The 12,527-nt window shown below is 73.0% G+C and carries 12 protein-coding genes; all 12 read left to right on the plus strand.

The window, feature by feature from the left end:
• The first annotated feature begins 2 nt into the window (after positions 1–2).
• The 12 genes from ACZ6PY_RS04855 (at position 3) to efeB (ending at position 12,521) form a co-directional block, all read left to right on the plus strand.
• Positions 3–422: a hypothetical protein gene (locus ACZ6PY_RS04855; protein WP_466069238.1), complete on the plus strand. Its 420-nt coding sequence runs from the start codon at positions 3–5 to the stop codon at positions 420–422.
• Positions 423–476: 54 nt separating this feature from the next.
• Positions 477–1,055: a DinB family protein gene (locus tag ACZ6PY_RS04860; protein WP_466069240.1), complete on the plus strand. Its 579-nt coding sequence runs from the start codon at positions 477–479 to the stop codon at positions 1,053–1,055.
• Positions 1,056–1,198: 143 nt separating this feature from the next.
• The gene (gene nfi / locus ACZ6PY_RS04865) at positions 1,199–1,954 is read left to right on the plus strand and encodes a deoxyribonuclease V (protein WP_466069242.1); all 756 of its coding nucleotides are present in this window, start codon (positions 1,199–1,201) and stop codon (positions 1,952–1,954) included.
• Between the two features lie 363 nt (positions 1,955–2,317).
• On the plus strand, positions 2,318–3,301 hold the full coding sequence (locus ACZ6PY_RS04870) for a hypothetical protein (protein ID WP_466069244.1): 984 nt from the start codon (positions 2,318–2,320) through the stop codon (positions 3,299–3,301).
• 177 nt (positions 3,302–3,478) lie between these two features.
• Entirely contained in the window at positions 3,479–3,688 is a 210-nt protein-coding gene (locus ACZ6PY_RS04875; protein WP_262286580.1) for a Trm112 family protein, read from the plus strand.
• Positions 3,685–4,881, plus strand: coding sequence for an SIS domain-containing protein (locus ACZ6PY_RS04880; RefSeq protein WP_466069247.1), 1,197 nt, complete (start codon positions 3,685–3,687; stop codon positions 4,879–4,881). Before ACZ6PY_RS04875 ends, ACZ6PY_RS04880 begins: the two co-directional genes overlap by 4 nt.
• Positions 4,882–4,909: 28 nt before the next feature.
• Entirely contained in the window at positions 4,910–5,923 is a 1,014-nt protein-coding gene (locus ACZ6PY_RS04885; RefSeq protein WP_466069249.1) for a cation diffusion facilitator family transporter, read from the plus strand.
• Positions 5,924–5,925: 2 nt separating this feature from the next.
• Positions 5,926–7,077: a mannose-6-phosphate isomerase, class I gene (gene manA / locus ACZ6PY_RS04890; RefSeq protein WP_466069251.1), complete on the plus strand. Its 1,152-nt coding sequence runs from the start codon at positions 5,926–5,928 to the stop codon at positions 7,075–7,077.
• Positions 7,078–7,374: 297 nt separating this feature from the next.
• Entirely contained in the window at positions 7,375–8,874 is a 1,500-nt protein-coding gene (gene ahcY / locus ACZ6PY_RS04895) for an adenosylhomocysteinase (protein WP_466069253.1), read from the plus strand.
• 212 nt (positions 8,875–9,086) lie between these two features.
• Entirely contained in the window at positions 9,087–10,037 is a 951-nt protein-coding gene (gene efeU, locus ACZ6PY_RS04900; RefSeq protein WP_466069255.1) for an iron uptake transporter permease EfeU, read from the plus strand.
• Positions 10,038–10,065: 28 nt separating this feature from the next.
• A complete protein-coding gene (gene efeO, locus ACZ6PY_RS04905) occupies positions 10,066–11,196 on the plus strand; it encodes an iron uptake system protein EfeO (protein WP_466069257.1) in 1,131 nt (376 codons plus the stop codon).
• Positions 11,193–12,521 (plus strand): iron uptake transporter deferrochelatase/peroxidase subunit, encoded by a 1,329-nt coding sequence (gene efeB, locus ACZ6PY_RS04910; RefSeq protein ID WP_466069258.1) that lies wholly within the window; start codon positions 11,193–11,195, stop codon positions 12,519–12,521. Before efeO ends, efeB begins: the two co-directional genes overlap by 4 nt.
• Positions 12,522–12,527: the final 6 nt, after the last annotated feature.

The raw sequence follows: 12,527 nt of genomic DNA on the forward strand, positions 1-12,527 counted from the left end.
TCTTGCCCAGGTTCTTCAACTACTACGATTCCCCGCTGAAACTGGTCGAGACTGCCGAGGGTGGCGTCGCGGCGTGGCGGCTGTCCAGAGACACAGGAGGTTGGAACCACGCGAACAACCTCATCGACAAAGTGCTTTTTCTTGGCGGTGACGAGGTTAACCAGATTTCGCGGGACGAGTTCGTGCAACTCACGGAGCATAACCGCGGTTACTACCTCCGCGGCGAGGGAGCAGTGTTCGCTCTGTACGAGACGGTGAGGGCCATTGAGGAGACCCTGGGTCGTGAGCGCCGCTACCCGACCCTGGAGGAGCAGGCCCTCATCAGGGGAGTCAGGCGGCGGACGTTTGTGATGTTCGAGGAGCAGCTTCAGCAGGCCGGTGATCCGGGCGCCGACCCCACCATCGCCACCGCCGCGTCCTGACCCCGCCGGCAAAATCCCTTGCCGGCCGCCGCCGCGCAGCGAGAGGGTCCGGGCATGTCTGACGAGGGTACCGATACCGATCGCCCCACTCCGCACTTCGCCTGGTCGAACATGTTCGTCAAGCCGGAGGACGACCCCCGTTCGGAGGGCGGGTTCGACGACGAGTTGAGCGTCCTGGTCAACTACCTGCGGGACCAGCGCCTCACCCTGGAACTCAAGTGCGCGGGCCTCGACGCCGAGCAGTTGGCCCGGCGGTCGGTTCCCCCGTCGCCCATGTCGCTGCTGGGGTTGGTCCGGCACATGGCGGAGGTGGAGCGGGGCTGGTTCCGCCGCACCATGGCGGGCGAGGCCGCCCCGCGGATCTGGCGGCACGAGACGGACCGGGACGCCGACTTCCACGGCGCGGTGGGTGACCCGGCCGTGGTCGAGGAGGCCTGGGCGGCCTGGCGGGAGGAGGTCGCGTACGCGGAGCGGTTCGTCGCCGCGGCCCCGAACCTGGACGTCAAGGGGCGGCACGGTGACGGGGAGATCTCGCTGCGGGAGCTGCTGGTGCACATGATCGAGGAGTACGCCCGGCACAACGGCCACGCCGACCTGCTGCGCGAGCTGATCGACGGCCGCGTCGGCCAGTGACCCGGGCAGGTTGGCTACGGTGAGGCGATGACGGGCATTGGGGCCGATGCCGGCCGGCCTGCCAACCGGTCCGGCCGGCCGGAGCCGGGCCGGGGCGGCGGGGCGGACGGCCGCCGCGACGCCGGCCGGAGAGACGGCCGCTCGTGACGGGCGGTGGAGTGCCCTACCGCCCGCCGACCAGTGTGGCGGAGGCGCTGCGCGTCCAGGAGGAGTTGCGGTCGCGGGTCGATCTGGTGGGTCCGGGGCCGACGGCGCCCGCGACGGTCGCCGGGCTGGACGTCGCCTACGCCGAGAGCGGTGACCGACTCGCGGCCGCCGTCACGGTGCTGGACGCGACCACGCTCGCCGTGGTGGACGAGGCGGTGAGTGTGGGCCGGCCGGCGTTCGACTACGTGCCGGGGCTGTTCGCCTTCCGCGAGCTGCCGGCGTTGCTGGCGGCCCTGGACCGGTTGACCGTCCGGCCGGACCTGTTGATCTGCGACGGGCACGGGTTGGCGCATCCGCGCCGGTTCGGGCTGGCCTGCCATCTCGGGCTGGTGACGGGGCTGCCCGCGATCGGGGTGGGGAAGACGCCGCTGGTCGGGGTCTGGGACGAGCCGGCGCCCGAGCGGGGCGCCTGGACGCCGCTGCGCGACGGCGGTGAGGTGGTGGGCCGGGTGCTGCGGACCCGCGACGGGGTGAAGCCGGTGTTCGTCAGCGTCGGGCACCGGATGAGTCTGGACAACGCGGTCGACCGGGTGCTGGCGTCGACGCCCCGGTACCGGCTGCCGGAGACGACCCGCACGGCCGATCGGCTCTGCCGCCGGGCCCTTCCCGCGGGCCGCCCGGCCGCCGCGCCGACCGACGAGGCAGTTGCGGCCGCCGCGCCGACCGACGAGGCAGTTCCGGACGCCCGCTGAGGCAATTCCCCGGACGCCCGCGCCGGCCGACGAGGGCGACCCGGCCGCGAGCGCCTGACGGCCGGCCGCCGCACCCGGCTCGCTCCGATCGTGCGGGCGCCGATGTGAATCTTGGACAGTTGTCGTTCGTGCCGAACGGTAAGTGTCCAAGATTCGCACCGCGTCGCCGGTCATCGGCGATGGCGACCGTCGCTGTTGACGGCCGGAATTGATCATGCGGGCGGGCCGGGTCGCGTCGAGGATGGAGCGGGTGTCGCGGGGTGTCGCGGCACACATGCGGGGTGCTCGATGGGCGGGTGCTCCTCGGGGCCGGTAGTAACCTGACCGGCGGATCCCGTCCGGGACGGAAGCGGTGAGGTGGAGATGTCGGTGAGGCGACACGCGGCGCGGTGGGCCACGGTCGGTGCGATGCTGGGCGGCCTGGTGGCCGGCGCGGCGTCCCCGGCGCTGGCCGCCGACGACCGGGTGGAGGTGCGCTCGGCGAGCCGCTTCACGGCAGGTGGCTCGGCGGGCACGGTGGCGGTCGAGGTGCGCAAGCGCACCGACGGCTGCGTACTGCTCCGCACCGCGCTGGGGCTGCGGCTCGACGGCCTGCGGGCGGACCAGGTCCACGTGCAGGTGGCCAGCGGTGGCCGGTGGGTGCCGGTGCCGGTGTCCGGCGGCGGCGGCGCGGTCGCCACGGGGCAGACGTCGCCCGCCAACGCGGCTCTCTGCAAGGGCAAGGGGATCACGGTCCGCTACCGGGTGGCCTTCCTGGCCGGCGTGACTGGCGGGCGGTTGGACGTGGTCGCTGAGGCGAGCGCCGCGAACGGACGGGTCCTCGGCCGGTCCGCCACCGCGGCCCGTGTGGTGGGTGCGGAGCCCACCGCCAGCCCCAGCCCGACGCCGTCCCGCAAGCCGTCGCCGACCCCCACCCCGAGCGCCGTCGCGACCACGCCGGCGGAGTCCGGCACCACCGCGGCGGTGGCCGCCGCGCTCGACCCGGCCGCCGGCACCGAGGCCGACGACTCGTCCTCCGGAGGTTCCCCGATCATGTGGTTCGGCATCGCACTGGTGCTGGTCGGCGTCGCGCTGATCGTGCTGCTGGTCCGCCGCAACCGCGCGGAGAAGACGGACGGGCAGCCGGACGCCGGTCACCCGCCGGTCCCGCTCCCGCGCGGCAGCACGACCTACCGTTCCGGGGCGCCCGCCGGTCAGGTGTACGGGCAGCAGCCGCCCACCCCGACACCCCGCCCGTCGGGAAGCGTCTACGGCGCTCCCTCGGCCGTGACCGACCGGCCGGACGGCGAGCCTCCGGCCGCCGCGGGTGGTGACGCCACCACGGTGTTGCCCCGCATGCCCCGCTGAACCGGAACCCGGCCGGTCGCCGGGGTTACGGTGACGGTGGGTGACGGTGACCTGACCGGTCGCCATGCACCCGGTGCCGAGATGTGACGCGGTGGCCGGGCTGGTTCGCCGATAAGATCGCGTGCGCCGGACGGCACCGCCGACCGGTGAGACCGCATACGTGGAAGGAGCCGCGCCGTGGCCCTGGACCCGCAGTTGCTCGAGATCCTCGCCTGCCCGGACACGCACCACGCACCGCTCGACTACGACCCGCAGGCCCAGACGCTGACCTGCACCGAGTGCGGTCGGATCTTCGAGGTCCGGGACGACGTCCCGGTGCTGCTCCTCGACGAGGCCCGCGGCGGCCCCGCCGCGGACGACACGCGCGGCTCCGGGTCGCCGCGATGATGGAGGGTACGGCCGGGGTCAGCGGGCACCGGCACGCGGACGAGTCATTGCTGGACAGTCCGGACCGGCTGGCGGAGCACGATCCGGGCGGCATGCTCCGGTTCACCGCCTCCGCTGGCGCGCAGGTCCGTGAGTCGGCGGCGCTGGCCGCCGAGGCGAACCTGACCGTCCTCGCCGACGAGGGCCGCCCCCGGGCGGTGGTGATCGCGGGCATCGGCACGGCCGGGCGTACCGGCGACGTGCTGGCCACGGTGGCCGGGCCGCGCTGCCCGGTGCCGGTGATCCCGCACCGCAGCGCCGGCGTGCCCGGCTGGGTGGGCGCGGCGGACGTGGTCATCGCGGTGAGCGCCTCCGGCCGCAGCCCCGAGGCGCTGGGCGCCGCCGAGGCCGCACACCGGCGGGGCGCCCGCCTGGTCGCCGTCGGCGCGCCGGACTCGCAGCTCCAGTCGGTGGCCGAGCGGGCCCGCGCGCCGTTCATCCCGGTGCCCCGGCGCGCCCCGGCCCGGGCCAGCCTGTGGGCGCTCACCGTGCCGGTCCTGCTCGCCGCCCGTACGCTCGGGCTCGTGAAGGTCAACGAGGCGGACCTGGCCGAGACCGCGGCCCGGCTGGACGCCGACGCCGACCGGTGCCGGCCCACCGCCGAGTCGTTCGTCAACCCGGCGAAGTCGCTGGCCCTGGGCCTGTCCGGGTCGATCCCGATCGTCTGGGGCTCGTCGCCGCTGGCGACCGTCGCGGCCCGCAGGTTCGGCGACACGCTCTCCGCCAACGCCCGCTACCCGGTGGTCACCGGGGCGTTGGGCGAGGCGGGCCGGGGCCGCGTCGGCCTGCTCGACGGCGTCTTCGGCGGCCTGGTCGAGGGGGAGCGGGACATCTTCGCCGACCCCGAGGAGACCGACGGTGACGCCACCCGGCTGCGGCTGGTGCTGCTGCGCGACGGTGGCCTCAACGCCGAGGACGACACCGACGAGCCGCTGGCCGTGGAGGAGCGCCGGGCCGACGCGGTGCAGACCCTCGCCGAGCGGCGCGGGGTGCGCTGCGACGTGGTCACCGCGGAGGGCGGGTCCGCGCTGGAGCGGCTCGCCTCGCTGATGGCGGTCCCGGACTTCGCCTCGGTCTACCTCGCCCTGGCACACGGACTGGACCCGATGGCCGTGCCGGCCATCACCGAGATGAAGGAGCTGGCGAACCAGTGAGCACGTGCGGCATCGGGCGGGGAGTGGCGTGAGCGCCAATGGTGGGACTCGGGCGATCGTCGCCGCCCTGGCGGCCAACATCGGCATCGCCGTCACGAAGTTCATCGCGTTCCTGCTGACCGGCTCCTCGTCGATGCTTGCCGAGTCGATCCACTCGGTGGCCGACTCGGGCAACCAGGGCCTGCTGCTGCTCGGCGGCCGGCGGGCCAAGCGGGAGGCCACCCCGGAGCACCCCTTCGGCTACGGCCGGGAGCGCTACATCTACGCGTTCATCGTGGCGATCGTGCTGTTCAGCGTCGGTGGCCTCTTCGCGCTGTACGAGGCGTACCACAAGGCGCAGCATCCGGAGCCGATCACCGAGTGGCAGTGGGTTCCGGTGGCCGTCCTGGTGATCGCGATCGGCATGGAGGGCTTCTCGTTCCGGACCGCCATCCAGGAGTCCAACCAGATCCGCGGCAACCAGTCCTGGGTGCGGTTCATCCGCCGGGCCAAGGCCCCGGAGCTGCCGGTGGTGCTGCTGGAGGACTTCGGCGCGCTGATCGGTCTGGTGTTCGCGCTGTTCGGCGTGGGGATGACCCTGATCACCGGGAACGGCATGTGGGACGCGGCCGGCACTGCGATGATCGGTGTGCTGCTGGTGATCATCGCGATCACCCTGGCCATCGAGACCAAGAGTCTCCTGCTCGGTGAGGGCGCGGAGCGGAGCGACCTGGCCAAGATCGAGCGGGCGGTCACCGAGGGGCCGGAGGTCGAGCGGATCATCCACATGAAGACGCTCTACCTGGGCCCGGAGGAGCTGATGGTGGCCGCGAAGATCGGGGTGCCGGCCTGCGAGACCGCCGAGGAGCTCGCCCGGGGCATCAACGCCGTCGAGGCGCGGATCCGCGCGGCCGTGCCGATCGCCCGGGTCATCTACCTGGAGCCGGACATCTACAGCGCGGCGGCGGACCGGGCGGGCACCGGGCAGGCGGCGCACACCGCCGTCCCGCAGCCGGACGGCGACGCGGGGGGCGACGAGGTCGCCGGACGGCCCGGGAGCTGACCGTGGAACTGCTGCAGGGCCGGATCCGGGACTACGCCTGGGGCTCCCGCACCGCGATCGCCGAGTTGCAGGGGCGTGCGGTGCCGAGCGCCGGGCCGGAGGCCGAGCTGTGGCTGGGTGCCCACCCGGGCGCCCCGGCCACCGTGGACCGGGACGGCAGCCCTGTCAGCCTCACCGACCTGCTGGACGCCGAGCCGGCGCACTGGCTCGGCGAGCACCTGGTCGGCCGGTTCGGCACCCGGCTGCCGTTCCTGTTGAAGGTCCTGGCTGCGGACGCCCCGCTGAGCCTCCAGGCCCACCCGGACGCCGCGCAGGCCCGGACCGGCTACGCCGCGGACGCCGACCGGGTGAACTACGTCGATCCGTACCACAAGCCGGAGCTGCTGGTCGCGCTGTCGGAGTTCGAGGCGCTGTGCGGTTTCCGCGACCCGGCCGAGTCGGCCGCGGCGATCGCGGCGTTCGGCGTACCCGGGCTGGAGCCGGTGGTGGCGGCGCTGCGCACCGGGCCGGCGGGGCTGCGGGAGGCCGTACGCCTGCTGCTGAGCTGGCCGGCGGCGGAGCGGGCCGGGCTGGTGGCGGATGTGCTGGCGGCGGAGGCCGCCGGGCCGGACGCCGACCTGGCCCGGGCCCTGGCGGCCGACTACCCGGCCGACCCGGGTGTGGTGGTGGCGCTGCTGCTGCACCACGTCCGGCTGGCGCCCGGCGAGGCGATCTGGATGCCGGCCGGCAATCTGCACGCCTACCTGCGGGGCACGGGCGTCGAGATCATGGCGGCCAGCGACAACGTGCTCCGCGGTGGTCTCACCCCGAAGCGGGTGGACGTGGACGAGCTGCTGCGGGTGCTGCGCTTCGAGGTGCTCGACGAGCCGGTGGTCCGGCCGGAGCCGGTGGCGCCCGGGGTGGTGACCTGGCCGGTGCCGGTGGACGACTTCGCGCTGCACCGGGTCGAGGTGACGCCCGGCGGCCCGGAGGCGCGGCTGGCGCTGCCCGGCCCGCGGGTGGTGCTCTGCCGCGCCGGCGAGCTCGTCGTGGACGACGGGGTGGGTCGCGTCACCCTGGCGGCCGGCCAGGCGGCGATCGGCGCCGCGGCGGGCGGCCCGCTGGTGCTCGGCGGCGACGGCGAGGGGTTCGTCGCCACCGCCGGCGTGCGCTGAGCGATCCGCCCGCCCATCAAGTCCGACTTTCCCGAAATGGCTTGACGGGGTCGTGACGCGGTGTGACTCTATGGGTACGCAGCGTTGTCGCGACGAAGGTCTCGGTAGCGCGCGGGGGAACCAAACCGGGGGGATGCACGGGGCGGCCGGGCCGTGAGCGGAAAGTCCGTTCACGACCGACCGCCCCGTGCGCTGTCCGCCGACCGGTCACCACGCGGTCGGCCAACCGGGCCGGGGAGAAGAAGTCCACGCGCGTAAGGTGGAAGGCTGCGCAGTCATCGTTCGACAGGAGCTTCCATGACCAGCACCCTCCCGGCGGCCCCCCGTGGCGCGTCGTCCGGAGCCCGGCCGAGCACCCTCGCCGAGGGCGACTACAAGGTGGCGGATCTGTCGCTCGCCGCGTTCGGGCGTAAGGAGATCCGGCTCGCCGAGCACGAGATGCCCGGGCTGATGTCGATCCGTCGCGAGTTCGCCGAGGCCCAGCCGCTCGCCGGCGCCCGCATCACCGGCTCGCTGCACATGACCATCCAGACCGCCGTCCTGATCGAGACCCTCGTCGCGCTCGGCGCGCAGGTCCGCTGGGCGTCCTGCAACATCTTCTCCACCCAGGACCACGCCGCCGCCGCGATCGTCGTCGGCCCGGAGGGCACCCCCGAGGCCCCGGCCGGTGTCCCGGTCTACGCCTGGAAGGGCGAGAGCCTGGAGGAGTACTGGTGGTGCACCGAGCAGGTGCTCACCTGGCCCGACGGGCAGGGCCCGAACATGATCCTCGACGACGGCGGCGACGCCACCCTGCTCGTGCACAAGGGCGCCGAGTTCGAGAAGGCCGGCGTCGTGCCGCCGGTCGAGTCGGCCGACTCCGAGGAGTACGCGGTCATCCTCCAGCTGCTGCACCGCTCGCTCGCCGAGGACGGCCAGCGCTGGACCCGGATCGCCGCCGGCATCAAGGGCGTGACCGAGGAGACCACCACCGGCGTGCACCGGCTCTACGAGATGCACCGGGCCGGCACCCTGCTCTTCCCGGCCATCAACGTCAACGACTCGGTGACCAAGAGCAAGTTCGACAACAAGTACGGCTGCCGCCACTCGCTCATCGACGGCATCAACCGCGCCACCGACGTGCTGATCGGCGGCAAGATGGCCGTCGTCATGGGTTACGGCGACGTGGGCAAGGGCTGCGCCGAGTCGCTGCGCGGCCAGGGCGCCCGGGTCGTGGTGACCGAGGTCGACCCGATCTGTGCCCTGCAGGCGGCGATGGACGGCTACCAGGTGGCCACCCTGGACGACGTGGTCGAGCAGGCCGACATCTTCATCACGGCGACCGGCTGCTTCAACGTCATCACCCACGAGCACATGGCCCGGATGAAGCACCAGGCCATCGTCGGCAACATCGGCCACTTCGACAACGAGATCGACATGGCCGGCCTGTCGAAGCGCGCCGACGTGACGCGGGAGAACATCAAGCCGCAGGTCGACGTGTGGCGCTTCGAGGACGGCCACGCCATCATCGTGCTCTCCGAGGGTCGCCTGCTGAACCTGGGCAACGCCACCGGGCACCCGAGCTTCGTGATGTCGAACTCGTTCGCCAACCAGACCATCGCCCAGATCGAGCTCTTCACCAAGACCGACGAGTACCCGGTCGGGGTGTACGTGCTGCCCAAGCACCTGGACGAGAAGGTCGCCCGGCTGCACCTGGACGCGCTCGGCGCCAAGCTGAGCACGCTCACCAAGGAGCAGGCCGCCTACCTGGGCGTGTCCCCGGAGGGCCCGTTCAAGCCGGAGCACTACCGCTACTGAGTTCCGCACCCGGAGGGGACCGGTGCCGGCCGCCGCGCGGCCGTCCCGGTCCCCTTCGCGTACGCGGGGGAAAGCCGCGGTGATCTGCGCGTGTCGGGCTGCGGACGGTCCGGGTGACATGGCCATGAACGACTTGACGGCCGGCCGGATCAGGAGGAAGGTATGGCTGCCCTAAGTTAACTGAGGCGTGCCTTACCGACTACGGAGTACCGATGTTCGCCACGTACCTGATCGGCCTGCGGGAGGGCCTGGAGGCGACCCTGGTGGTCAGCATCCTGGTCGCCTTCCTCGTGAAGTCGCAACGGCGTGACCGGCTGCCGCAGGTGTGGGCCGGTGTCGGCCTGGCCGTGGTGCTCTCCGTCGTCTTCGGCTGGCTGATCGAGTACACCTCGACGTCGCTGCTGGCCCGCTCCGAGGACCGCGAGCTGTTTGAGGCCGTCACCTCGGTGGCCGCCGTGGTCTTCGTGACCTGGATGATCTTCTGGATGCGCAAGGCCGCCCGGACGATCGCCGGCGAGTTGCGCGGCAAGCTCACCGAGGCGCTCGCCGTCGGCTCCCTCGCGGTCGCCGGCATGGCCTTCCTCGCGGTGATCCGGGAGGGCCTGGAGACCGCGCTCATCTTCTACTCCGCCGCGCAGAGCGCGGCCGGCGGCACGGGCGTCGGCGCGCTGCTCTCCCTGGCCGGCGGCGTGGCCACCGCCGTGGTGATCGGCTTCCTGCTCTATCGCAGCGCCCTGAAGATCAACCTGAGCAGGTTCTTCACCTGGACGGGCGCGCTGCTCATCCTCGTCGCCGCCGGCATCCTCAAGTACGGCGTGCACGACTTCCAGGAGGCCGGCGTGCTGCCCGGCCTCAACAACCAGGCGTTCGACATCTCCTCGACGCTCGACCCGAACGCCTGGTACGGGGCGCTGCTCGCGGGCATGTTCAACATCACCGCCGCGCCGACCGTGCTGGAGACGATCGCCTGGGTGGCCTTCGCGGTCCCGGTGCTCGTCCTCTTCCTGCGCAAGCCGGCCACCCCGGCCCGGCCCGCCACGCCCGCCGCCCCGCCGGCCACCGCCGCCGCGCCCGAGCCGACCCCGGCCGGCGACGCCGCGACCACGCCGGCCGAGCCGGCCGCCACCGAGGCCTCCACCGACACCGCGCCCCAGCGCGCCTGACCCGCCCGTTTCCGAGGAGACACCACCGATGCGTACCACTCGATTCGTCGTGCCCGCCGCCGCCGGGGTGCTCGCCGTCGCCGGACTGGCCGGGTGCGGGGGCGGTGACGACGCCGACGCCAAGGCGGGCGGCCCGATCGCCGTCAAGGCCACCGACAGCGCCTGCGAGGTCGACAGCACCGAGATCGAGGCCGGGCAGGTGACCTTCAAGGTGACCAACTCCGGGTCCAAGGTCAACGAGTTCTACGTCTACGCCGCGGGCGACCGGGTGATGGGCGAGGTGGAGAACATCGCCCCCGGCCTCAGCCGCGAACTGCGCGTCGAACTGCCCGCCGGCACGTACGAGACCGCCTGCAAGCCCGGCATGAGTGGCCGCGGCATCCGGGGCGCGCTGAAGGTCAGCGGCACCGTCGCGACCGTCGCACCCGACGCCGCCCTCGGCGAGGCCACCGCCAGCTACCAGCGCTACGTGCAGAGCCAGACCGTTGCCCTGCTCACCAAGACCGAGGAGTTCGTGGCCGCGGTCAAGGCCAACGACGTGGCCCGGGCCAAGGAGCTGTACCCGGTGGCCCGCACCTACTGGGAGCGGATCGAGCCGGTCGCCGAGAGCTTCGGCGACCTCGACCCGAAGATCGACGGCCGCGAGGAGGTCGTCGAGGAGGGCATGCAGTTCACCGGCTTCCACCGGATCGAGAAGGACCTGTGGACCACCGGCGACGTCAGCAAGGACGGCGCCATCGCCGACCAGCTGCTCGTCGACGTGAAGGCGATCGTGGCCAAGGCCAACGCCGAGAAGCTCACCCCGCTCCAGCTCGCCAACGGCGCCAAGGCCCTCCTCGACGAGGTCGCCAGCGGCAAGATCACCGGCGAGGAGGAGCGGTACTCGCACACCGACCTCTGGGACTTCAACGCCAACCTGGAGGGCTCGAAGGCCGCCATCGCCGCGCTGCGTCCCGCCCTGGAGCAGCGCTCCCCCGACCTGGTCAAGCAGCTCGACACCGAGTTCGCCGCGGTCGAGACCGCCCTCGGCAAGCACCGCGCCGGCGACGGCTGGAAGCTGCACACCCAGCTCAGCAAGGCCGAGCTCAAGGAACTGTCGGACAGCATCAACGCCCTGGCCGAGCCGATCAGCAAGGTGGCCGCGGTCGTCGCCCGATGACGACCGGGTACGGAGGTGACGTGATGAGCGAAGCGAGCACCGACGAGGCGACCCGCGGGACCGGGGTGTCCCGGCGCCGGGCCATCACCCTGGCCGGAGCCGGCGTGGCCGGCGTGGCCGGGGTGGCGGTCGGCGCGGGCACCCTGTTCGGCGGCGGGGAACAGGCCTCCGCCACCGAGACGGCGGCCGGCGCGGTCCCGTTCTACGGCGAGCACCAGGCCGGCATCACCACCCCGGCCCAGGACCGGCTCCACTTCGTCGCGTTCGACGTCATCACCAAGGACCGGGCACGGCTCGTCGCGCTGCTGCAGGAGTGGACCGCCGCCGCGGCCCGGATGACCGCCGGCAAGGACGCCGGGCTGATCGGCGCCGTCGACGGCATGCCGGAGGCCCCGCCGGACGACACGGGCGAGGCGCTCGGGCTGCCCCCGTCGCAGCTCACCATCACCGTCGGCTTCGGCCCGACGCTGTTCCGCGACGCCCAGGGCCGGGACCGGTTCGGCATCGCCGACAAGCGGCCCGCCGCCCTGGCCGACCTGCCGCACTTCGCCGGTGACGCGCTCAAGCCGGAGCTCTCCGGCGGCGACATCTGCGTCCAGGCCTGCGCCAACGACCCGCAGGTGGCGGTGCACGCCATCCGCAACCTGGCCCGCATCGGGATGGGCGTGGTCAGCGTCCGCTGGTCCCAGCTCGGCTTCGGGCGTACCTCCTCGACGTCGCGGGGACAGGCCACCGCACGCAACCTGTTCGGCTTCAAGGACGGCACCGCCAACCTCAAGGCCGAGGACGCCGACCTGCTCCGCGAGCAGCTCTGGGCCCAGCCCGGGGACGGCGCCGACTGGATGACCGGTGGGTCCTACCTGGTCACCCGCAAGATCCGGATGCTGGTCGAGACGTGGGACCGCAGCCCGCTGGCCGAACAGGAGATGATCGTCGGGCGGACCAAGGGCACCGGTGCGCCGCTCGGCAAGCGCGCCGAGTTCGACGAGCCGGACTTCGCGGCCAAGGGCGACGACGGCGAGCCGGTGATCGCCGAGACCGCGCACGTCCGGCTCGCCCACCCCGACCAGAACGACGGCGCCCGCCTGCTGCGCCGCGGCTACAACTTCGTGGACGGCTCGGACGGGCTGGGCCGGCTCGACGCCGGGCTCTTCTTCATCGCCTACCAGCGGGACCCGCGCCGGCAGTTCGTGCCGATCCAGACCCGGCTCGCCCGCAACGACGCGATGAACGAGTACCTGCGGCACGTCTCCAGCGGCCTGTTCGCCTGCCCGCCCGGCGTCCGTGACGCCGCCGACTGGTGGGGCCGGCCGCTCTTCTCCTGACCCCGG

This window comes from Micromonospora sp. NPDC048907 (assembly GCF_055586885.1).

What these genes read in the sequence shown, in the direction of transcription:
- ACZ6PY_RS04860 (WP_466069240.1), top strand. Translation starts at nt 477, where the DNA reads ATGTCTGACGAGGGTACCGATACCGATCGCCCCACTCCGCACTTCGCC.
- ACZ6PY_RS04870 (WP_466069244.1), top strand. Translation starts at nt 2,318, where the DNA reads ATGTCGGTGAGGCGACACGCGGCGCGGTGGGCCACGGTCGGTGCGATG.
- ACZ6PY_RS04880 (WP_466069247.1), top strand. Translation starts at nt 3,685, where the DNA reads ATGATGGAGGGTACGGCCGGGGTCAGCGGGCACCGGCACGCGGACGAG.
- ahcY (WP_466069253.1), top strand. Translation starts at nt 7,375, where the DNA reads ATGACCAGCACCCTCCCGGCGGCCCCCCGTGGCGCGTCGTCCGGAGCC.
- efeU (WP_466069255.1), top strand. Translation starts at nt 9,087, where the DNA reads ATGTTCGCCACGTACCTGATCGGCCTGCGGGAGGGCCTGGAGGCGACC.
- efeO (WP_466069257.1), top strand. Translation starts at nt 10,066, where the DNA reads ATGCGTACCACTCGATTCGTCGTGCCCGCCGCCGCCGGGGTGCTCGCC.
- efeB (WP_466069258.1), top strand. Translation starts at nt 11,193, where the DNA reads ATGACGACCGGGTACGGAGGTGACGTGATGAGCGAAGCGAGCACCGAC.